Origin of the sequence: Pseudoalteromonas sp. MMG005 (assembly GCF_018101015.1) — a bacterium.
Taxonomy (GTDB): Bacteria; Pseudomonadota; Gammaproteobacteria; order Enterobacterales; family Alteromonadaceae; genus Pseudoalteromonas; species Pseudoalteromonas aurantia.
Map to the genome: position 1 here is coordinate 1 of NZ_JAGJEK010000025.1, position 22,551 is coordinate 22,551.

Below are 22,551 nucleotides of genomic sequence, written 5' to 3' on the forward strand. Positions count from 1 at the left end.
CAGTAGCCCCCATATCGACCATGTATGTTGATGGCCTTCAATCTGGTTGGGGATTATGGGTGCTTTAAACGATGTAATTCACTCATAAGCGCTGCACATGTCAAAAGATTGCCCGTAAACCTATTTTTGGTTCTTGTCCTATTGAAGAATTAAAAATAAGACGAAATAATGTTTGACCGCATTGACTCTAAAGCGGTCGCTGAATCTTAGATGAAACCCAGGTCACATGCTCTTTTTTAACCTTAGTGGGCTCAGCATATAAAATAACTTACTTTGCGGCTGAATGGTTTGGATCACTAAACACAATGATACTAAAGAAATACCTCCCCACCCAATGACCTTAAGCTTTTCGCCAATGATCAAAACAGCGAAAACAGTTGCAACTAAAGGTTCAATAAGGGTTATGAGTGTCGCTTTACTTGCATCTACAAAACCCAAGCCAAATCCAAATAACAAGTACCCTAAAAACATTGGGATCACGGCAGTATACAAAGATACCAACACATTCGTTGGGCTTGAAAATAAGTTACCTCCTGTAAACCATAACGACGGGAGCAACAATAAAGCAGCACACCCGAACAGCCCAGACATGGATGATTGAGAATGAACGCCACTTTCAATTAAGCGCTTCGCAGCCCATGAATAACCGGCATAACTCAATCCGGCAATACCCCCCAAAAAAACCCCCATGATCTGTTGATACATGTTGTAAGCAGTACCACTGCTTTGCTCTTTGCCAAACGTCAAAAAAGCAATCCCTATCGCACCAATGACAAAGCTCACGCCCCATTGCAGTGATATCTTTTTATGACTTATTAGACGTTCAAGGATTGCGGTAAAAAACGGCGCCATAGCAATAGATATGACCGTGCCAATAACAACACCAGATAACTGCATTGAGGAATAAAATGATAACGGATAAATAACCACAGAACTAACCCCTAAAAGCAATACTTTAGGCCGTTTAAACATGCGCTTATAATCAATAACTAATTTTTTCCATGCCATAATGACAAGTAACACTCCCCCTACTCCCATAGAGAATGCACCAATGGCTAAAGCGTTTACATCATGAGAATAACTTGCGACAGTGCCAGTTGTTCCCCATAAAAAACTGGCCATAACGATTGCAATAACCCCTTTAACATTGCCGTGATGATTTTCCATAGTGAAACCTGTTTAGATAACTTCAATACAGAAATAGTACGCGAGTAATACAGTGTGTTTTTAACAATTAAGACGCTATTGTTGACCATTCAGACTAAGTTTACTTTTTGAACCGAGTTGGAGATAAGCCAAAGTACTGTGAAAACTTTCGGCTAAAGGCTGAAAGTGCTTTATAACCTACTTTTTCGCCAATAATTTGTAACGGATAATCCGTATGCGTCAGTAAAGCTTCTGCTTTTTCCATCCGCCTTTTTGTTATAAATGTCATCACTGTCATCCCCATTTGTTGTTTAAATAACTTCTTAAACTGTGTTTCACTCAAACAAGCGGATTCAGCCAAGCATTTAATTGACAGTTGTTCGTCAATATTTTGCTCTATAACGGATATAGCCATACCTAGGCGTGTATCAACTTTTGGCAATAAAGGTTGCTCTGCTAGCAATAAACCAAACATGTCAAACATCGCCTGTTCTAATTGGACATTCACTTTGTTTTCGAGCTGATTTTCAATAAAAGTTAAGTAGCTTCTAAGAGATGCATTAATCATAAAAACAATACAATGAGAAGATAGAATATTCGGTGGTAGATTTTCCATGTCTACCACGACAAATCTAGCTTCAGTCTGCGCAGTGAACATGTGTACTTCATTCGCTTTCACGACAACACATTCACTCGGTGCAACTTTACCGTTGAAATCACCAACGCATATATTTATCACACCACGTATAGGTAAAACTAATTGATTAAAGTGATGTGAATGCCGTGCAGGCTTTGTGCTATAAGAGCGAATGGATAATTGATTTTTCATAATAGCAGAAAATATATGGCCGTACTTCATTATGAGTTTGGTTATATATTAGAGTAATGAGTATTAATGTGAAGCACCTATTAACACTTTAGTGGTATTTCTCATCGGGGTGATGAACTCACGCTCACAAATGTACACACGATCATTACTAATGTGAAGGTTAGCATGCGTTTTATAAATCATATTCAATGCCCCTTTCACCTTCCTCGTTATACGATAAAATAACAAGTCTTAGCAGTAAATCAGATCAAACGCGCATTATCTGCTTCAATAGCCACATAGGTTCACTTGGTTGCCAATTTTTAATAGCCTCTTATATGCTGGGCGAATTTTAATCATATCAGCCCTAGCCGTTACATAATGGTATTGCTGTAATAAAAACCTTATAGCGCTAGGCAATAAATATTACGGAATCTATGCTATATCCGCTAAGGAATACGCTCGACCTACGAACCATTTTCTCTGCTCGACGTTTCATTCATTTAAATATTTGATGAATATGCTACGCAGTTTTTTGTACTGTTTCTTCAAGTGTACCTTTTATCTATATCGCTTTATAACCTGATACAAGTAGCAAAAGTAGAGTTACAAGAAGGGTTTTTGACTCAAGATATCACTGTTTCACCTATGCACATAAAGCGATGGAAAGTACTGAGTATGAAAGCCCCTTGTTAAGCGTATCTATTTGGTAACAAGTTTTTCAAAGACAAACGTCCGTGCCTTTTGCTAGACACTTAACCGTTTTACTCTAAAAACTCACCCGCCAAGTCCACTATATAGGTAAAGTCAGGCATATAATCGCCACCATTACCTAGCATGATAATAAAAGCATTTTTATCTCTGTTTATTGCATATATCGTTCTGAATCCATCATGCTTTCCACTATGACCATATGCTGTTTTGCCATCGCCACTGAAATAAAAGATCCCGTAACCTGTGCCATTCAACGAGGAATCGGCCTTACTGATGTGCGCTTTCAACATTAAACGCATTGTTTCAGCTTGTAGTATTTTCCCTGCCATAAGGGCATACATAAAGCGCTCCATATCATGCATTGAGCTCACCTGCGAAGATGAGCCTACAGCAAACACATTACGTCCATAAATTTGATGATGCTGTGCATGATTCATCGCTGTGCGTTCGGTTATATCCACGTCTTCATCAAGTATATATGTGTTATTCATATTAAGTGGGGCAAATATTTCAAGGTCCATAAATTCCGGAAATGGCATATTTGCCACCTTTGTAATTATTTCAGCTAACAGAACATACCCCGTATTGCTGTACTCTTCTTTACGTCCAGACCCAAATTCAAGTTGATGGTTTTCTATGAAGTACTGTAATATTTTTGGATTGGTAATGTCATTATTAATAACTTCATGGGTATTTAAGTCATTAAATATATCGGGTATGCCTGACTGATGAGTAAGTAAATGATGAATGCTGATCTCTTGCCAAGATGAATCTAGCTCAGGCAAATAATCAACAATTGAATCGTGTAGCCCCAAAAGGCCTTGCTCGTAAAGCTTCAGAATTGCCACCGCAGTAAACGTTTTACTCACGGACGCTAAACGAAACTGCGTATTTTCGGTAATTGGCTGCATTGGACGTGCAACACCCTTCATTCCTGTATAAAGGTTTTTATCATTTTGCCATACAGAAACAATCAAACCGGGCCCATCCGCATTGAGGTTGGCCTCTAGCACTGCATCGAGTGTTGCCGCTAGATTCGTTTGCACACCCGTTTCGATTGTTTTGTACTTGCCATTATTATTGCACCCAATGGTAAACAACACACTGATAACCATCAACATCTGAAAACAATTTCTGCTTTTCATACACCTCTTTCCATTTAATTTTTATGCTAATTATGTTTAGATTAACTTATACAGCGGTTGTATTTGAGGTGTCATTCAAGGTTATTTACCAACCGTATACAGCATGCAACAAGATACACTTAACCAATTGATTAAGTTAAATAATAATAATTTATGGTCTATTTCTAAATTGATAAACAGTATAAAGTTCACCTCACCCAAGTATGCTGTTTTAGTGATTTTAATAGCAGCAGTCGTTGTATTGACTTTTTCTTTACTCAGTTCAACCAACTTGTCTGAGGAAGGAGTAAAAGACTCGAAAAGTCGATTCACTATTTTCACGCATTTCAGTCACCATAAAAACACTGACTATGTATTAAATGCAGATATCCCCTGGCAGAAATCTAATGCCGGCACATTTAACCTCGGCTCTCACCAGCATGGAATCATTAAAATTATGCCCCGCCGCACAGAACTCTCTGGTGCGAGTGAAGAATTGACGATTGTTCTATCCAAAAATAATATTTTTACACAAGCCAGTTTAAGTTATCAGGTCAATGCAACGCCGTATACAGAGCCTATGAAGTCATCCACTAAAGATGCAAAAATACTCAGCATTGCCATGCCTAAGAACGTATCTTCTGAACCGCTGTTTATTTTGGTCTCTGGTCGTTATTTAAGAGGTGATATCCAAATTTTAAACACTCAGGAATTTACCGACTATATTAAATGGACGTCAGTTCAAGATGGCCTTTATTTTGGCTTTACGGCGCTGATCTTTACGTTAAGCCTGATTAGCTACTTACTATTTCGTCATGCCATTTTCCTAAAGTATGCCACCTTATTGGCTTCTATCTCCGTATGGATTGCTGCCGGTGAAGGGTGGCTAACGCTTTTTATACCGTACTTTACACATCAGCCATTTTTTACAGCCAATTCATTGGGCTTACTTTTCTTTATTTCGTTCGCCCTTTTTAGTTATGATTACCTAAAACTTAGCAAACAACAGCGCCTGCTTGGCTGCATACTTAAACGCTGTCAGTTGATACTTTCAATTATTTGGCTTTCTTATTGCTTGTCATTTAATAGCGCCGAACCAACGCTTTACCAAATTATCTATGGCTGTGCACTGCTCGTTTGTTTTATTATTCTCACAACGTCACTCATCGCTGCAATTTTATCTTATAAAAGCGAGCATAAGCACAGTCTATTTTATATCTCTGCACTGTGTGTACTTTTTCTCTGCGGTATTATCTCAGGTTTATCTATGACCTCTTTAATAGACTATCAAGTAAAATGGACACTGATAAAAATAGGCTCGGTGCTTGATATGACCTTATTAACCACGGCGTTAATGTATTGGTATAAACAATCATTGAGTCATGTTTCAGATGAACAAACACGTAGTAAAAGCTTACATTCCAAATTACTAACAACCGAGCAGCAATTAGCAAACATAGAACAACAGTTACGTCGCACCGAATCGAATAATTCTCTGTGCCCACACATTGCCAAAGTCATATCTGTGCTAGAGCACACTGTATACATAAAAGCCGCTGGTAACTATTCGACTGTTTTTTATCAAAATGCGTATGGTATACAAGAAATGTTAGTTGATACCAATATTCAGGCCATCGAAAATTCAATTGCTATAACAAAGCTGGCCCGTTGTCATAAATCTTACCTCATCAGCTTGAACACTGGCTTTCATCTTCACCGAAGAACTTCTGCTGATTACGATTTGGTATTCAATCAAGTTCATGTCCCCGTAGGCCGTAAATATTTGAAGGAAATCAAACCCATTTTTAGCGGCCATGGTTCACGTAACCCGAGTAAATCAGGATATTAACCCACGCTTTATCCGCACTAAACTTGCCATGGGCCCGCCTGTTCAACGTCGCTGTACGCCAAAGATTAATTTTACATTATCGTGATGCCAGCCCCACCAGCAAACGTATACATCGTTCTTACTTCCCAGTATGTTTATATGCGCTTAAAGATGAATAAGTGGCAAGTAGCCTTGAGAAAAAGCGGCCTCTAACGCTGCTTCTAAAGGCAAATTCATTTACTCCTTATCAAACTGAGACCATGAAATGGCTCGGCTGCGCTTCCTAGCCATTACTTTTATTACCCAGTAAATCGCTGACAATATAACGAATACAACAGGGAGTAAAATAAACTCTATGCTTTGCAACGCTTCAGGTAAATGCCTAGCTTGTCCAAGGAAGAAAGCGGCAGTTGACATAAAAAGAGGAAAGAACATACGCCATAAGTGCCTAACCAGCTTGCGGCGGCCTCTTAATCCTCCCAACTTGATATAATGATAATCAGCCACAGTGCAAAATGCCATGACGCTACCAAAAGCCAAGTATGCTTCAATACCAAAGCCCCCCAATTTTCCATCGTCAACTTGGGTTGTTTGATATGAATACCAAATAAAACCCACCGTTAACAATAAGGCGAAAACAAAAAGTGCTTTATCGAATACATTGATGCGATTTACAGGCTGCCAGATTGTATTTAACGCCGACAGTACAAAATAACATAGCACTAAGCCATTCATGATAGATATTGGAACATCTCGTAATATAGCAATGTAAGTACCTGTTATACCAAGTGTTAGTATTGCGCCGACATATGCTCTTCCCAAGTACTTGTGACTGCTTTCTCCTTTAGGGAAAAGAATGACGGCGTAACCGGCGAGTAAAGCCATCGCGCCTGACAAAATGTGTATCGTCATTACTGATAAAAACATAATTTTTCTCCTAGCTATTTGATTGAAGGTTATCTGTACGTGCGCCGAGTGATGTTAAAAATCCAGCGACTAACAGATAAATGGGGACCAATAATTGTGACAGTGCCAGCGGTAGCTGAGCTAAGCTTGGGATCGGTGCTTGAAAAAAAGTATGTCCAACCGCAATCAGTTGTAATACACACGATGCGAGCGCGAGGTAAGCAATCCATTTCGCGATTAGCTCAGCACGGATCAGTAAAATATAGAACGCAGCTAGACTACAACTTGACATAAAAATAGAAAAAAAATGGGCTTCGTTTCTCCCCACGGCTAACATTTTTTTCATGACACTCGTATTAGACTCGTGGACAGAAAAAGAGGATAAAAAGGAGACATACTCGGCTAGTTTTGCATATTCATATGCGCATAAGGCTATTCCTACCGCAGCTAATACGATAAGGGAGATAAATGTTCCTTCATGTTCCTTGATACGACTTTTTGGTAAGAGCAGCCCGAACACTAAATTCATTGCGCTGATCAGCAAAGCAACGAGCGTGGCACATCCCAAAATGACTGTGATCCCCTCTATAGAGGCCGAACCATCGAAAGTAAGAATGGGCGTTAAAAAGTAGAAATTTAGCAGTAACCCCAACGCCATTTGCAACAGCATTAACCCCGCAATCGTTTTTGCCGCAACCTTGTGATTGGGGTAATAGATTGATGACATAGATTCACTCCGTAAAATTAACTTAGAGAAATCTTACCCGTTTCTATATCAGCATTGGGTAACATAGTGTAACAATGACATCTGTAGAATTGTTTTTAGGCAGCCAATCAGGGAGTATGGTACTCAACAAATTACCAAGTTATTTGCTATGAAAAAGTTACTAATGATTGATGACGACGCGTGCTTAACTGAAAGCTTATCCATTTTTTTCCATCAGCACCAAATTGAGTTAATTTATGCCAATGATCCATCGCATGGATTAGACTTGTTAGAAACTGAATCTCCCGCGTTATTGTTATTAGACGTGATGATGCCCAAAATTGATGGTTTCACTTTGTGTAAAAAGATTAGAGCAACCCATAGCTTGCCTATAATTATGCTTACAGCGCGAGGGAGGTTAGAAGATAAGATCCAAGGTTTCGAAATTGGTGTCGACGATTATTTGCCTAAACCATTCGAACCATTAGAGTTATTGGTTCGAGTACACGCGTTACTGCGCAGAAGTACAGATAATAATACCAAGCAGTTTGAGCCCACTGAACTAATAACATTTATTGGATTAGAAATCGTCCCTAAACAACAACTCGTCAAAGTCGACGGCAGCGAAGTAAAGCTGTCGGGTATGGAGTATCATTTACTCTACACGCTAGCCACCCATCCTGGCAAAGTGTTCAATAGAGAGCAAATTATAGGCGCTTTAAAAGGGGTTGAAATCGACCTATTTGGACGCTCAGTCGATATATTATTAAGTAGATTAAGACAAAAGTTGCACGACTCTCCATCAACACCTAGGTTTGTGAAGACGATAAGAGGTATTGGCTACACATTTATTGGCACACCGCTATGAAGCTACCTCATTTAAACTTGTATGGCCGATTTTTTTTGCTATTCACAGTGACAACAATTCTATTGGTGGTATTCATTCTGATGGGGAGCTTTTCTCTGTCAGAAAAAGAAGCTAAGAAAATAGTCTATGATCGGCATGAGGCGCTATACGAAATAATGGCCCAACTTGTCGCAGGACCCATTGATATTAAAAAGCTCAAAGTAGAAGCGAAAAAAAACCGTGTTGAAATACAAATAACGCGCGGCACACAACACTGGAACACGGGGGGCAAGCTGCCAACCATAACCGTATTACAAGAAAACGCTACACCACTTGGAAAGATCTATTTTACCAAAGTCGGCGCTAAATATTTCGTGTATACCATATCGAATAACACCACGATTGTCGTTACGTCTCAAATAGCAAATTTGATTGTCTATTCCAACGGGTTAACGCTGTGGCCCTGGTTCGCAGCATTATGTGTGCTACTGATCAGCTATAAAGTGCTTAATAGTCAGTTAAAGCCCATAAACACCGCCATCAATAGCGCAATACAAATAAGCCAAGGCAACTTTAAGTTTCGAATTGAAAAGCACCCAAAAAATGACCTAAGTAATTTAACCCAAGGCCTAAACGCCATGGCGGAAAGTTTAGAACAGTTATTTTCGTCCAAAAATGAGCTACTGCTTTCCGTCAGTCATGAGTTGAGATCTCCTATGGCCAGAATGAAAGTGCTACTAGCCCTACTCACTCATAACGAAACCGTATCGAAGTTAAATAGTGAAATTAACAAGATGGACGAGATTGTCGAACAGTTATTAGAAAGTGAACGCCTGAAAGACTCTCACAAACTAGTGAATCTTGAAACTTACTTTCTCCCAAATGTCCTCACTGGCATACTCGATAGTTTCGATAACAATCCCGCATTAAGGGTTGAAGGTACAATTCCAGAAATAGCCATAGATATTGATTTCGGGCGCTTTAAATTCTTGATTCGTAATCTCATCGAGAATGCCCTCACGCATTCGTACAGTTCGAGTCCAGTGATCCTAACCTGTTCGAAAGAAAGCACGGAGTTATTTATTCGCGTTCGAGATTTTGGCTCCGGCATAGAAGCTGAGTTTCTTCCGAAAATATTTGACCCTTTTTCACAAGCGACAGGAGTAGATAACCGAAACAGCCAGGGGGTTGGGCTAGGGCTGTTTTTATGCAAGCGCATTGCTTTGGTCCATGGGGGAGAATTAAGTGTCAGCAGTGAAATAGGGAAAGGCAGCGAGTTCACTGTCACACTCCCCATCGTGGAGCACGGGTAACTCGTATTCATCTAATTACAGCCTTGCCATTTCAAGTACACACAGGGAAAGTGGGCCCAACAACTAACTCAACCAACGTGACAAATCGAATGATTGTTTAATCCTCACAACTTACCTATTGCAGTTAATACGCACTTAGTATTCGGTTGATTCACTGTCATCGTATTGTAGTGATACATTGAATTTGGCCACCTTACTGTGCGACACGCAATTTGCCATAAATAAAAACGGCGTTTAAATAGAGATAAGCACACTGAGCGCTAAGGTGAAGGCATCATTAAACAGCAATATTCATCCAACATTCCTCTGAGTTTACATTGGTTTTACATTGACTCGCTTATATTACTTTCATCGAAACAACGTAGACCTAATAACTAAGGGATCAAAATGAACAATTTAAAACGAAAGGTTATATTCGCTTTATGCTCGATTGGTATGAATCTGTTAATTCAACCTGCTGTCGTCGCTGCCTACAGTGAACCTGTAGAACAAGCGTTGATTGTTGCAACCAAGACCCAAGCTCTCAATCAAAATATAGACGCATTACTCAATAAATATGATTTGCCGGGTTTAGTATTAAAAATAAAACATCGAGGTGAAATTATTCACTACTCCGCACATGGAAAAGTAAATGTGGATAACGACAAGCCTATTACCAAAGATGCATTATTTAGAATTTATTCAATGAGTAAACCGATTACTGCATTTGCGTTATTACAACTTGTTGATAGCGGAAAAATATCGCTAGAAGACGACATTCGAACATATTTGCCTAAATTCCAACCATTTGAAGTTGATGGTGTAAAACAGGTGGTGACCATTCATCAGTTGCTCTCACACACCGCGGGGTTTGGCTATGGCGGGGGCATTAAAAACTGGGTCGATATAAGGTATTTACTTGCAAACCCGCTCAGTCGAAATAATACCTTAGAGGACCTTGTTAATGACTTATCTGGTATCGATTTAAAGTTCGCTCCGGGTGAAAAATTTGAATATAGCATAGCCAGTGACATTCAAGGTGCCATCATTGAGAAAGTCGCTGCCATGCCATTAGACACTTACTTATCTCGTAATATATTCACACCGCTCAATATGAAAGACACACATTTCAGCGTGCCAACAGAACAAGCTGAGCGATTAGTTGATATGTATGAATATGACGCTGGGACATTTGAACAAGCTTATATCTTTAACAAAGAAAAAATCTTGTTTGTTGAAAAAGGCAGTGACAGTAAATTTCTAGAGAAACCAACCCTATTATCAGGCGGTGGAGGCCTAATTTCTACTGCGACAGACTATAGTCAGTTTGTTAGTATGTTACTTAATCGAGGTAAGCACAATAACGCACAATTATTGTCAGAAGAATTAATCGACAAAATGCTGAGCTCGCACACCAAAGGCTTAGATACTCACTTTATGCCACGCGTATATAACGGCACAGGCTTTGGCTATGGTATTGGCATTAAAGAAGTGACTGGAGATACCCGAAAACAAGGCACTTTTTTCTGGGGCGGGATGGGTGGCACCATATTTTGGGGCGATCCGCAATCTGAGCTAGAAGTCGTTGCTATGATGCAAGTTGAAGATGGTTGGGTTGGTCTTGAAAAGTGGTTGATCCCACAGGTATACCAACTAATTAATAATTAGCCGCTAAACAAGGTGAGTTAGGTGAAACCTACTCGCCTACTAACACACTCCTGTTTATTGAGAATAACGCATTTTAAAGGGAAAACGATGGCTAACATACTGTGTGTAGAAGACGACATTGATATTTCACGTGGCATAGCAGAGTTCCTTGAACACCAACACGTACTTGATTTTGCTTATAACGGCAAACAAGCATTAACCTTTATTGCCACCAATAGTTACGATTTGATTTTGCTCGATCTAAATCTGCCATTTGTCGATGGGTTAGATGTATGTCGTACACTGCTAACCACGCAACTCACGTCAGTTCCTGTGGTCATTATGTCAGCTAGAAATACTGAAAAAGATATCTTAGCTGGATTTGATAGCGGTGCTTGGGATTATTTAGCGAAACCATTTTCCCTTGCCGAGCTGTCAGCAAGAATTACCGTATGTTTAGCAAAGGTATCTAATAACAGTAGCTCAAAGAATGAAATTAACTTAAATGATGTTACCTTGAACTGCGATGATATGACTATGTCGTTTAACAATACCTCCACGCAATTGCATCGGGTTGGTTTTGAGTTACTAAAACTCTTATTGCAAAAGGCACCCAATACCGTGAAAACCGAGCATATTCATAGATTTTTATGGAATGAGGATACACCAGACAGTGATCCGCTCAGGGCACATGTATACAAGTTAAGAAAACAACTGAAGACCACATTTGGCCAAGAGTTTATTACCACCATTCGCGGTGTCGGTTATAAGTTTCAACTCGACGACCAAGAAAAGTAGGCTTTATCTATTATGATACTTAATCTAAAACTGACTGAAGCGCCAAGTTTATCAAGTAGACTCGTCAGAGTTTTATCACTGCTTAGCTTTTCAATCGTGATGCTTTTTACTGGCGCCATCTTGCTGATCTCGTATGCCTTTGAAGATATATTATTAAATGACAGGCTAAAGCAAGCACACGAGCAAATAAAAAATGGCGGCCCAACACCTAACAACATGACCTTAATACAAACCCATAAAACTCTAGAGCCTGATTTGCTGCAAAAGCTACGTTACCTTGAATTAGATAGTAACCAAGAACGCGGAGAGTTTAATGTCGGTAACCACCACTATCACTATTTGGTAACCGAGCAAGGTACTTTACTATACGACACAACAGAAGCGGCCATAATACAACGTGCCTTAGATGATATTTTCCTAATATTATGCGTGCTTTTAATTCCCAGTGCATTACTCACCTACTGGGTAGCGCACCTGACAGCTAAGCATGCATTGAAACCATTTCATCAACTGCGTGAGATGTTTTTAAAAAAAACCAACACTTATCCATTGGAGCGCAAAACGTTTAACAATATTCAAGAAGTAGATGTGAGGGAAATAGCTGAAGAATTGCATCATGCATTACATCAAAAAGCTGCGCTTTTAGCACAGCAGGAAAATTTCAATCAAGGTATGGCACACGAATTACGCACCCCCCTGCAAGTTATGCAAAACTCTATAGAGTTATTAGCACATACTCAGAATGAAATAGTCTCAGTACCCGCTTTTAAACGATTAGGAAAATCAGTTCAACGAATGCAAAGACTAAGCAACGCCCTTTTATGGCTCACGTCACAGCACACCTATGATTGTCACATTGATGCAGCTGCCATCATACGAAAGACAATCAACAGCATGCAAGATTTGATGGCTGTCCATCAAGTAAAAACAAACATAGAAGTGAAACACCCTTGCCCAATCGCCATGCCAGAAGAAGTGCTTGAATTACTCGTATTTAATTTATTCAATAATGTCGTTCACCACGCATCTGCGGAACTAGAACAACGACACTGGTCAATATTAATTGACCAAACGAAGATACAATTTTTAAACGCAAGACCCAAAGAAAATGTCGTTCAAGCCAATGAACATTTTGGTATTGGGTTAACTTTAGTCACAAAGCTAGCGCAACGCTTTAATATCGGCTTTCACCTGACAGAGCATAGTGAGCAGTTCATTATTACGCTTTCAACTCACTCGCACTAATTATTGATACGCATAGAGTTAAAATTGATGGTACGCCAGTAATACAACAAAGAAGCTCACAAACTATGCCAATGGTAACTTGCGAGCTAATGCCCACTCTGACTGACAGCCTATTTACGACTTCATTGCTCCACTGCATATCACGTATTTAACATCGGTTATATCCACATAACTATACATGCTGGGTCTCACTCATTTCTTAATGGATCTACGGACTTTTAGACACAACAACCTGACTTTTGAACATATCCCCTAAACACCATTTTCTCTAAACTAGCCCTGTACTTAACAATAACCCAAAAGGAAGACACCATGTCATTCTCAACATTTTTTAAAACCCCTTTCAAAAACCTTATTGCTATTTTGGCTCTGAGTGTCAGCGCTTTTGCGAGTGCAGGTGCTGATACCGATACAGATGCCAATGGTGTCATCCTTGCCGGACATGATGCTGTTGCCTACTTTACCGATAATAAGCCAGTCGAAGGCTCTGCTAAGTTTACTGCCGTTCACAATGATGCAATTTATCGTTTTAGTAGTGCAAAAAACCGTGATACTTTTAAAGCCAACCCATCAAAGTACGCACCACAGTATGGCGGGTTTTGTGCCTATGGTATGACTTTTGGTAAAAAGTTTGAAATCGATGGCAAAGCGTTTGAAATCGTTGACGGTAAGTTATTTGTAAACAAAAACCTGAGTGTTTACAAAGCATGGAAAAAAGATGTTCCCAAGCACATCTCACAAGCGAACCAACAATGGCCAACTGTTGAAAAAGTGCCAGCAAACAAACTATAAGCAGCTTCAATAGCACGCCGTCTATCCGACGGCGTTTTGCTCTTTGGTTTTATCGACAATACGCGCGACGGTTAACATTGTTACTAAAGTTAATGTGCTCGAACAACGCCTGGAGGTTCTCCTAACGTATTCCGATACGCTTTTCGAAAGGCCGCTTCAGAATCATAACCACTTTTCTGAGCAATGTGCGCAACTGATAATTGTGTCGTTTTTAAAAGATGCCTCGCCTGACTCATCCGCCACTGTGTTAAATATTTCATGGGTGTTAAGCCTACTGTTTTACTGAACACATCCGCAAAGGTCGAACGACTCATAAATGCTTCTTGTGCTAACCCCTCCAATGTCCAAGCTGACTCAGGCCGCTGATGGATCGCATTTAACGCTTTACCTAACCTTGGATCAAATAAGGCGCTCAATACTCCTTTGCTTAAATCCCCAACTTCGACTTGCTGGCGCACCACTTCGATAAAAATCAAAAAAGCCATTTGATCAATCGCTGTATAGAAACCAGGCCGTTCATATTTTAACTCATTTAACATCTGCTTTATTAAAAACGCAATTCTATTCTCATCCTGCTTTTCTCCAGTTTTTATAACAACAACTTGAGGTAAAGCAGCTAATATTGGAAACAACAGTGGGTTTCGAAATTCAAAAAATCCACACACCATATTAGTAATATCGCCATCATTGCTCATTGGTGTATTAACGAGTTCGAGGGCAGGTTTTGCTTTTGAATTTGATATAATGTGGTGGGCATCATTAGGAAATACCACTAAATCATGTGCGTTTAACTGCTGAGCGTCTTTTCCATCAAAATGCAGCCAAGCGCTACCAGAACCAACTAAATGGAATGGAATACGCTTACTGCCACCCGTATCAATCGCCCAAGCGCCGCAAAAATCACCATTGACGTACACCTCTGCTTTTAAATCTAAGCGTGTAAGCAAAACACTCAGCGGATCAGGATCGCTCAAATAAATATTAGGACTTTCTGACATAGTTTCAGGCTTTAGGAATACAAAGGATTGAATTACCAAACAGTATACTTAATTTACGTTAAACAGAGTAAGAAAACTTCGTATGAATAAAGTAACTATCTACCATAAAGATTACTGTCCTTACTGCAAAGCAGCTAAGCAACTATTAACGCAGCAAGGGTTTGAATATAACGCCATTGACGTAACGAATGACCCCGTAGCCTTCGCCGCAATGGTTAAAAAAAGTGACCGTAGAACGGTGCCGCAAATTTTTATTGGTAACACGCATATCGGTGGCTTTGACGATTTACAATCTCGCTTCTCGAGTAAAAAATTTCCGTTCAACCAGTTAGAGATAGCTTAAGGAGTGGTCATGAATCAAATCTATATGACTTATCAACATGCCATCAAACAATTAGGTAGAGTCGACTTTATTGGTCCGCTATTACTGCGTGTTTATTTAGCGCCTATCTTTATACTCGCAGGATACAACAAGTTAAATAACATTGATAATGTAATCTATTGGTTCGATAGCTTAAGTATTCCCGCGCCAGAATTAATGGCCTGGCTGGCTGCGCTAACAGAGTTTGGCGGCGGTATTATATTATTGTTTGGTTTCGCTGTACGCTTAATCTCAATCCCGCTCATGGTTATAATGGTCGTAGCTGCAATTAGCGCTCACTGGCAGTTTGGTTGGCATGTTTTACCAGAAGCAGAATTAACCGTGCCCTGGGAATGGCGAAGTGATCTCATTGCTGAAGCCGGTATTCGTAAAAATAGGGCTATTGAAATTTTACAAGAACACGGAAATTATGCGTGGTTATCAGAAGCGGGACACCTGACTGTGTTAAAAAATGGCATTGAGTTTGCTGCCACGTACTTTATTATGCTATTGGTATTGTTTTTTAATGGTGCTGGAAGTTATGCGAGTATCGACTATTGGCTTACGCGTTATATGCGTAAATAAACGGCCACTGCCTATAACCAATTCAAACGATAATTCACACGACAAACGCGATTAAAATAATCTGAAATGGCTCAAGGTCAGGGTGTTAACCTTAATATATTGACGGTTAACCCTGATTTTTCTTCGTTCGTAACCCATTTAATTTGCGTGTGCTATACGCATTCAATGATCTGTCTTTGACATGTAAGGTGGTCGTTAAGCGTTTACAAATTAAAACCGATATAGGGGTAGCAAGTAACAGCCATGGCAGTGATAAGTGAGTAAGTCAGTAAGTCAGTGGATACGCATATTAAGTCCCATTAATTCAATCAGAGCAACTAACAAAGCATTTGATTAAAGAAATTGATTTATGTAGTTGCTAATTCTTTGTTTATAAAATCAAAAACGCGTCGAATTCGCCTATTAGTTCTGAGCTCTCGGTGAGTTACAAGCCATAATTCGGTTGAGAATGCACCTAATGCAGGCAAAACTTTCTCAACCGCCGCTTCTGTTTCTCCTAACTGTTCTTGAATAAACCCAATACCAGCCCCTTGTTTAACCAATTCCCAATACACCGCGTGGTTACTTGTCATAGTCGTAAAATTAGCTAACGAAACAGACATACCCCGGCGATTTAACATAGAAATAATGTCTTTTGGATCAGGTGTTCCCACATAATCCGCACTATTAAAATCACTTATCGTTTTTGGCCTCCCTATCGATTCTAGATAACCCGTTGTCGCATAAAGGTAAAAATTATCGTCTCTGACTTTCTTTGCAATTAAATCGGGCTGCGTCGGTCGATAAGACCTTAATGCAATATCAGCTTCTCTTCTTTTTAAATCACTACTGGAGTTCGATGCAATAACTTCAATGGTAATTTTAGGTTCCGCTTTTCTCAATCTAGCAATTATGCGAGGTAACTCATAAACTGCCATAATATCTGAAGCACTGACGCAAACGATGCCTTCCAATGACTCAGCTTTGCCTGAGGCAACAAGTGATAAAAAAGAGGCTGCATTTCCCATATCTCTGACACATGTGAGTAGTTCAAGACCACTCGGTGTCAAAGCGAGCCCTTTTCCTACACGCTCGAATAAAACAACTTGGAGCTCTTTCTCTAATGCGCTTACCTGCCTGCTCAATGTCGGTTGAGAGCAGCTCAGCGCCTTGGCTGCTGCAGATAAAGATCCTAATTCAGCTGTGGCAAGAAAGGCTCTCGCACGATTCCAATCAAAATCTATGGTTTTCCAATCTATTCCCATATGAATACCTAAAATGCATTTTTGACCGTATCTATTCATATTAGCATTGATACAATACTGACAATACAAACTTAGCTATCAAAGTGCTTTATCATAATGCTCTCTGTTAGACGTCAATAAATTCAAGTAGGTATTCAATATGAGTAAAGCAGAAGAATTTTGGAATAAGACTTCCGCAAATTATGATAAATCTGAGGAGCGGTTTGAATATATTCATAATAAAACAGGGCGAAAAGCTGAAAATCACCTGAAAAATACAGATATCGTTTTGGACTTTGGCTGTGGAACCGGCACCAAGTCTTGTGAACTTGCAAATCGAGTAGAAGAAATTCATGCTATCGATATATCTTCAGAAATGATTGATATTGCAAAAAGCAAAGCCACCTCTAAAAATATTAACAATGTAAATTTTCAGCAAACAACACTCTTTGATGAGAGATATCAAGAAGGATCCTTTGATGTCGTCCTCGCGTTTAATATGCTACATACCGTGGACAACCCACTCAAAGTTATCAAAAGAATACATGAACTGCTCAAACATGATGGTCTCTTTATTTCTTCAACCCCTTGCCTAGCTGACAAGAAATCATTACTCGTTTCCCTGCAAATGTATCTGGTCACAATATTATCCAAAATAGGGGTAATTCCAATTGCAATACGTAGATACAAAAGTGCTCACATCGATGAACTCATTACCACGGAAAGCTTCCAACTAGTTGAAAGTGACCAAATATATAAAGGTGCTTCGAGTTACTTTATCGTTGTCAAAAAGCAATGATATTGAATGTTCGCTAGCCAAAAAGAGTTTTTTATGATCTATAGATTGAAATTAAGCTCTGCAGCCCTAAGTCAGGTGCTAAAATTCAGCGCTTTTATTTTACCAAATTAACAAAAATATTGTTCTTTTAACGGGCTAAATGATTCATTAACCAGATTAAAAATTACCGGTATATTTGATTTATAAAAGTACAGAGCACCGCTATTAAGTTACCTTAGGCTGATAACCGTTATGCTAAAGGAAGTAAAAAATGAATTATTGAACAAAAGAGACAATAATTCAGACAAGGAAAAGTCCCCACTATAAATACATCAGTACAAATGTGAAACTTTATCTGACTGAAAAATAGCACTAATCTTTACCCAACTCGCGTCGGCCAGCAACGATAAAAATATACAGTAAATTAAGAAGAGCCTGAAATCATGCAGGCCCTACTGGTATGCAAAAACTCTATCGAATAAATTTTGCCATAAACTGATCCACTAAACTTTCTTGGTCAACCAAAGAAGTTTGCGTATCTGACATGGTTTTTAGTGTTCTATCGGAGCTTTCAAGCGAGTCATTCGCTAACTGTGAAATGGTCACAGCATTGTTATTGAGTTCATTCGACACGCCCGACATTTCTTCAGTAGACGTCGCTATTTGGTAGTTCAAACTTGAAATATCATTTACGAGTGCATTAATACTCTCCAAGCTGTGTTTAGTCCCTTCAGCTTTGCTAACACATTCCCCTGACTTATCTACACCATTTTGAATTGCACCCACGGCACGCTCAGCGCGTTGGCGAAGATCCGCTATGATACTGTCAATTTCTTTCGTGGATTCTTGCGTTCTTTGTGCAAGGGCCCTTACTTCATCTGCCACAACCGCAAATCCTCTTCCCTGCTCACCTGCTCTTGCCGCTTCAATCGCTGCATTTAACGCGAGTAAGTTAGTTTGTTCTGATATCCCACGGATAACGTCAACAACCCCGCCAATGTTAACGGTTTGCGCGTTTAAATCTTCTATATCTTTTTGGGTTTTTGATAGTTCTTCCGAAAGTGCATAGTTGTTCTCCATATTTTCGTTAACAGCCATGCTTCCAGCCTTAACCGATTCTAATGCGGACTCTGATTGAGACGCCGCATTGGTTGTATTACTGGCAATTTCGGCAATGGTGGCCGTCATCTCATTAATGGCTGTTGCTAACGACCCAGTTTGAGCTTGCTGAGAGTTTAATAAGTCGGCACTGCGATTACATTCAGCCACCGTTTCATCAGCATGCTCTGTTACTGTACTACTTGAATCTTTTACTCGACCTAACACAGCCCTTAACTCGGATTCTCTGGCTAACAGCGCCAGTTCAATGGCACTAATATCATTAACGCGATCTAGATAAATTTTTTGCATAAGCGGGTTGTCATATACTTTCTTTGCTTTTTCACTCAACACTCTAATTGGCGCTAAACGAGAATACGTTAACGCAATAATACCTATCACAAGAACCGTCTCCAATATATAAGACCAAGGAGAAGCTAACGATGTTAAAAATAATGTGAGTACATAAAACGCGATAATAATTGCTATCATTTGACTAGATAGTGACCATGATTGCCTAGCAATTGATTCAGGTGGTGTGCCATTATTTAGTTGTGCATAGACTTTTTCAGCTCTATTCACTACATTTCTGTCAGGTTTGGTCCTAACTGACTGATACTCTACTATTTTCCCGTTTTTATCTGCAATTGGTGTTACATAAGCATTCACCCAATAATGGTCGCCGTTTTTACAACGATTTTTTACCATCCCCATCCAAGGCTTTCCTGAGCCAATAAAATCCCATAAGTTCTTAAACGCAACTTTGGGCATAGTGGGATGTCGTACAATATTATGTGGTTTCCCTTCCAAATCTTTTAGTTCAAACCCTGCTACTTCACAAAATTGTTTATTGGCGTATTTGATTTGACCATTTACATTGGTAGTAGAGAGTAAGTTATAGGTATTTGGGTAATCATATTCTCGATTGGTATAGTCGGATCTTCCTGTTGCCATAGTCTTCACTCAAACGATTAAAAAACAATAATAAATCATTACTTTAGCCTGAATGTGACAAAAACTAAGAAAACTTTGTTGCGGATCAAAAACAGCAACACTTAGATTAATATTTAAACAAGCAAAAAGCAGACGCATGATTAAAGCTAGCAGAAATAAATAAAATTACCGAAAAGTAATTTAAATGATTAAATCTAATGAGGTTTATGGATTTTATGAAGAAAGAAGATATGGCGTCCCCAAGGGGATTCGAACCCCTGTTACCGCCGTGAAAGGGCGGTGTCCTAGGCCTCTAGACGATGGGGACGCAGAAATTGATTTGCAAATTATTATTTGCTATTCCTGCGTTAGATGAGACCAAGCCTGTGAGGCTAATGACCTTACTCTTAATTGCAGAAAAATATCTGTGTCACTAGGACTGGTTATTTTAACTCGCACCATATGAGTTTAACGTACTCTACCGAAGTAAAGTGGCGTCCCCAAGGGGATTCGAACCCCTGTTACCGCCGTGAAAGGGCGGTGTCCTAGGCCTCTAGACGATGGGGACGCAGAAATTGATTTGCAAATTATTATTTGCAATTTCTGCGTTAGATGAGACCGAGCCTGTGAGGCGAATGACCTTACTCTTAATTGCAGAAAAATATCTGTGTCACTAGGACTGGCTATTTTAACTCTCACCATATGAGTTTAACGTACCCTACCGAAGTAAAGTGGCGTCCCCAAGGGGATTCGAACCCCTGTTACCGCCGTGAAAGGGCGGTGTCCTAGGCCTCTAGACGATGGGGACGCAGAAATTGTTTTGCAAATAATTTTGCTATTTCTGCGTTAGATGAGACCAAGCCTGTGAGGCGAATGACCTTACTCTTAATTGCAGAAAAATATCTGTGTCACTAGGACTGGTTATTTTAACTCGCACCATATGAGTTTAACGTACTCTACCGAAGTAAAGTGGCGTCCCCAAGGGGATTCGAACCCCTGTTACCGCCGTGAAAGGGCGGTGTCCTAGGCCTCTAGACGATGGGGACACAATGTATCATTTAAGATGATAAATCTGTGTCACTAGGACTGGCTATTTTAACTCTCACCATATGAGTTTAACGTACCCTACCGAAGTAAAGTGGCGTCCCCAAGGGGATTCGAACCCCTGTTACCGCCGTGAAAGGGCGGTGTCCTAGGCCTCTAGACGATGGGGACGCAGAAATTGTTTTGCAAATAATTTGCTATTTCTGCGTTAGATGAGACCAAGCCTGTGAGGCGAATGACCTTACTCTTAATTGCAGAAAAATATCTGTGTCACTAGGACTGGTTATTTAAACTCGCACCATATGAGTTTGTTTACTATAAATTACTCGAGAATTTACAGCAATGACATCATCTAATAAATAGATGGCGTCCCCAAGGGGATTCGAACCCCTGTTACCGCCGTGAAAGGGCGGTGTCCTAGGCCTCTAGACGATGGGGACACTTAAATGTGTACTCTAGGACAATGCACTATGATAATTTGGTGGAGCTATGCGGGATCGAACCGCAGACCTCTTCGCTGCCAGCGAAGCGCTCTCCCAGCTGAGCTATAGCCCCAAACCTAGCAAACTTTGAAAGATTTATCTTTCGTGTCTGTATCGCTGAGTGCGGGCCGCATTCTATGCAGGCACACAAACAAAGTCAACAGTTTTCACGGAACTTTTTATCGAGCGTTCTAAAAACCACCAACTTGGTGCTAATATAACCACACCGCCATCATGTTTCAATTAAAACCCTTGTTTTTGTTCAAAAAACTACCAATAGTCCACTCAAGTAATAATCAATCATAAGTATATGAGTGATTTAACATGATAATCCAACAGTAAGCACCCGATTGATTCATTTTATTTACAGTCATTGGCCAATGAAAGTATGCGTAAGTACCCATAGCCCTCTCTTCTATCACCTATGAAGCCATTCCACTTCTATAGGTAACCAGCTCTCCACCATAAATAGAGAATCCCGATTCAGAGGAATACTTTCACGATTCACGTAACCACAATCAATTTAACTCCCAACATCAAAGTAAAGTGGTTCGCCAGCCATTAACAAATACGGCGGCTATTACACGACTCAGCTCAAAAAATGACGCCGTAACAAGCTGCGCTATTTATGCGTGCTTCTTGTTGACCTCCCCGTGTTGCTTTACTCGTTATAGTTACTCTTACTGATTAGGGGCTGTTGATCTTTCAGGTTCATTTTTGCAGCCGTTTGATTGGGTTTTATACAAGGCAGAGGTTGCGTGGCATGGTTATTCCATGTGAGTCAGCCGATAACACAGTAGAAAAGCCAATCAAGCGCTGCCTACCGGTTCTTTTGAGCACCCCTTTCTCTTTGTTGCTTAATATTCGCTTAGATTACTAAGCCACATTAAGCGCCGCGATAAAAGAGAACAAAAATAGAACAGCAAAGTTCAACAGCTCCTAGATAATTCTTACTCATTGGCACCTCTATGCTGCTCATTCATATGAAGCTCAATACTGCCAACTTATAGATTAACCCCTGCCTAATCAGCAAGAGTTACAACAAATGGCTATAAAAACAACACGTAAAAGCTAATGGCATACTCCATATTGCAGCAACATTGAGCGCCTTCTCAATTCAACTAAAAAATAAATTCCCTATAGGTAATAAATGAAGAGCTAAAGAAAATTGGCGATAAAAACCGCATATGAACTAA

Annotated in this window: 18 protein-coding genes and 7 tRNA genes; 10 read left to right on the forward strand and 15 right to left on the reverse strand. The window is 39.9% G+C overall.

Annotated features, from left to right (window positions below; genetic code table 11):
• Positions 1–222: 222 nt before the first annotated feature.
• From J8M01_RS18685 to J8M01_RS18695, 3 genes are all read right to left on the reverse strand, one after another.
• Positions 223–1,167, reverse strand: a complete 945-nt coding sequence (locus tag J8M01_RS18685) for an EamA family transporter (RefSeq protein ID WP_211058946.1) — start codon at positions 1,165–1,167, stop codon at positions 223–225.
• A 100-nt stretch (positions 1,168–1,267) separates the two neighbouring features.
• Positions 1,268–1,975 (reverse strand): AraC family transcriptional regulator, encoded by a 708-nt coding sequence (locus J8M01_RS18690; protein WP_192508162.1) that lies wholly within the window; start codon positions 1,973–1,975, stop codon positions 1,268–1,270.
• A 743-nt stretch (positions 1,976–2,718) separates the two neighbouring features.
• Positions 2,719–3,813, reverse strand: a complete 1,095-nt coding sequence (locus J8M01_RS18695) for a serine hydrolase domain-containing protein (protein ID WP_211058947.1) — start codon at positions 3,811–3,813, stop codon at positions 2,719–2,721.
• 103 nt (positions 3,814–3,916) lie between these two features.
• Here J8M01_RS18695 and J8M01_RS18700 point away from each other — a divergent pair, with 103 nt between their 5' ends.
• The gene (locus J8M01_RS18700) at positions 3,917–5,641 is read left to right on the forward strand and encodes a 7TM diverse intracellular signaling domain-containing protein (RefSeq protein WP_211058948.1); all 1,725 of its coding nucleotides are present in this window, start codon (positions 3,917–3,919) and stop codon (positions 5,639–5,641) included.
• A gap of 216 nt (positions 5,642–5,857) precedes the next feature.
• On the opposite strand, the gene J8M01_RS18705 is transcribed toward J8M01_RS18700, so the two are convergent.
• Together J8M01_RS18705 and J8M01_RS18710 are read right to left on the reverse strand one after the other, a co-directional pair.
• Positions 5,858–6,547 (reverse strand): hypothetical protein, encoded by a 690-nt coding sequence (locus tag J8M01_RS18705; RefSeq protein ID WP_211058949.1) that lies wholly within the window; start codon positions 6,545–6,547, stop codon positions 5,858–5,860.
• A gap of 10 nt (positions 6,548–6,557) precedes the next feature.
• Positions 6,558–7,253: a DUF4386 family protein gene (locus J8M01_RS18710; protein ID WP_211058950.1), complete on the reverse strand. Its 696-nt coding sequence runs from the start codon at positions 7,251–7,253 to the stop codon at positions 6,558–6,560.
• 148 nt (positions 7,254–7,401) lie between these two features.
• Between J8M01_RS18710 and J8M01_RS18715 the strand changes: the two genes are divergently transcribed.
• The 6 genes from J8M01_RS18715 to J8M01_RS18740 all read left to right on the forward strand — a co-directional run bounded on the left by J8M01_RS18715 (position 7,402) and on the right by J8M01_RS18740 (position 13,853).
• On the forward strand, positions 7,402–8,100 hold the full coding sequence (locus J8M01_RS18715) for a response regulator transcription factor (RefSeq protein ID WP_211058951.1): 699 nt from the start codon (positions 7,402–7,404) through the stop codon (positions 8,098–8,100).
• Entirely contained in the window at positions 8,097–9,392 is a 1,296-nt protein-coding gene (locus tag J8M01_RS18720; protein ID WP_211058952.1) for a HAMP domain-containing sensor histidine kinase, read from the forward strand. Before J8M01_RS18715 ends, J8M01_RS18720 begins: the two co-directional genes overlap by 4 nt.
• A 387-nt stretch (positions 9,393–9,779) precedes the next feature.
• Positions 9,780–11,039 carry a serine hydrolase domain-containing protein gene (locus J8M01_RS18725; protein ID WP_192508169.1) on the forward strand — a complete coding sequence of 420 codons (1,260 nt, stop codon included), beginning with the start codon at positions 9,780–9,782 and terminating at the stop codon, positions 11,037–11,039.
• Positions 11,040–11,126: 87 nt separating this feature from the next.
• Entirely contained in the window at positions 11,127–11,816 is a 690-nt protein-coding gene (locus tag J8M01_RS18730; RefSeq protein ID WP_192508170.1) for a response regulator transcription factor, read from the forward strand.
• Positions 11,817–11,828: 12 nt separating this feature from the next.
• Complete coding sequence (locus J8M01_RS18735; RefSeq protein WP_211058953.1) at positions 11,829–13,061, forward strand: HAMP domain-containing sensor histidine kinase; 1,233 nt, start codon at positions 11,829–11,831, stop codon at positions 13,059–13,061.
• A gap of 312 nt (positions 13,062–13,373) precedes the next feature.
• Complete coding sequence (locus J8M01_RS18740; protein ID WP_192508172.1) at positions 13,374–13,853, forward strand: YHS domain-containing (seleno)protein; 480 nt, start codon at positions 13,374–13,376, stop codon at positions 13,851–13,853.
• 89 nt (positions 13,854–13,942) lie between these two features.
• On the opposite strand, the gene J8M01_RS18745 is transcribed toward J8M01_RS18740, so the two are convergent.
• Positions 13,943–14,851 (reverse strand): AraC family transcriptional regulator, encoded by a 909-nt coding sequence (locus J8M01_RS18745; RefSeq protein WP_192508173.1) that lies wholly within the window; start codon positions 14,849–14,851, stop codon positions 13,943–13,945.
• A gap of 82 nt (positions 14,852–14,933) precedes the next feature.
• Here J8M01_RS18745 and grxC point away from each other — a divergent pair, with 82 nt between their 5' ends.
• Both grxC and J8M01_RS18755 read left to right on the forward strand, forming a co-directional pair.
• Positions 14,934–15,194 carry a glutaredoxin 3 gene (grxC, locus tag J8M01_RS18750; protein WP_210997284.1) on the forward strand — a complete coding sequence of 87 codons (261 nt, stop codon included), beginning with the start codon at positions 14,934–14,936 and terminating at the stop codon, positions 15,192–15,194.
• Positions 15,195–15,203: 9 nt separating this feature from the next.
• Positions 15,204–15,797: a DoxX family protein gene (locus J8M01_RS18755; RefSeq protein ID WP_247671197.1), complete on the forward strand. Its 594-nt coding sequence runs from the start codon at positions 15,204–15,206 to the stop codon at positions 15,795–15,797.
• 347 nt (positions 15,798–16,144) lie between these two features.
• Here J8M01_RS18755 and J8M01_RS18760 read toward each other — a convergent pair whose 3' ends face one another.
• On the reverse strand, positions 16,145–17,041 hold the full coding sequence (locus tag J8M01_RS18760) for a LysR family transcriptional regulator (protein WP_247671198.1): 897 nt from the start codon (positions 17,039–17,041) through the stop codon (positions 16,145–16,147).
• A 139-nt stretch (positions 17,042–17,180) separates the two neighbouring features.
• On the opposite strand from J8M01_RS18760, the gene J8M01_RS18765 reads away from it, so the two are divergent.
• On the forward strand, positions 17,181–17,819 hold the full coding sequence (locus J8M01_RS18765) for a class I SAM-dependent methyltransferase (protein WP_210997283.1): 639 nt from the start codon (positions 17,181–17,183) through the stop codon (positions 17,817–17,819).
• A gap of 450 nt (positions 17,820–18,269) precedes the next feature.
• Here the strand turns inward: J8M01_RS18765 and J8M01_RS18770 are convergent, their stop codons facing one another.
• The 8 genes from J8M01_RS18770 to J8M01_RS18805 form a co-directional block, all read right to left on the reverse strand.
• The gene (locus J8M01_RS18770; protein WP_192508176.1) at positions 18,270–19,850 is read right to left on the reverse strand and encodes a PAS domain-containing methyl-accepting chemotaxis protein; all 1,581 of its coding nucleotides are present in this window, start codon (positions 19,848–19,850) and stop codon (positions 18,270–18,272) included.
• A 231-nt stretch (positions 19,851–20,081) separates the two neighbouring features.
• Positions 20,082–20,157 (reverse strand) — tRNA-Glu (locus J8M01_RS18775).
• A gap of 164 nt (positions 20,158–20,321) precedes the next feature.
• Positions 20,322–20,397, reverse strand: a tRNA-Glu gene (locus tag J8M01_RS18780).
• A gap of 164 nt (positions 20,398–20,561) precedes the next feature.
• Positions 20,562–20,637 (reverse strand) — tRNA-Glu (locus tag J8M01_RS18785).
• A gap of 162 nt (positions 20,638–20,799) precedes the next feature.
• Positions 20,800–20,875 (reverse strand) — tRNA-Glu (locus J8M01_RS18790).
• Between the two features lie 93 nt (positions 20,876–20,968).
• A tRNA-Glu gene (locus J8M01_RS18795) sits at positions 20,969–21,044 on the reverse strand.
• Between the two features lie 193 nt (positions 21,045–21,237).
• Positions 21,238–21,313 (reverse strand) — tRNA-Glu (locus tag J8M01_RS18800).
• A 39-nt stretch (positions 21,314–21,352) separates the two neighbouring features.
• Positions 21,353–21,428 (reverse strand) — tRNA-Ala (locus J8M01_RS18805).
• Between the last annotated feature and the right edge of the window lie 1,123 nt (positions 21,429–22,551).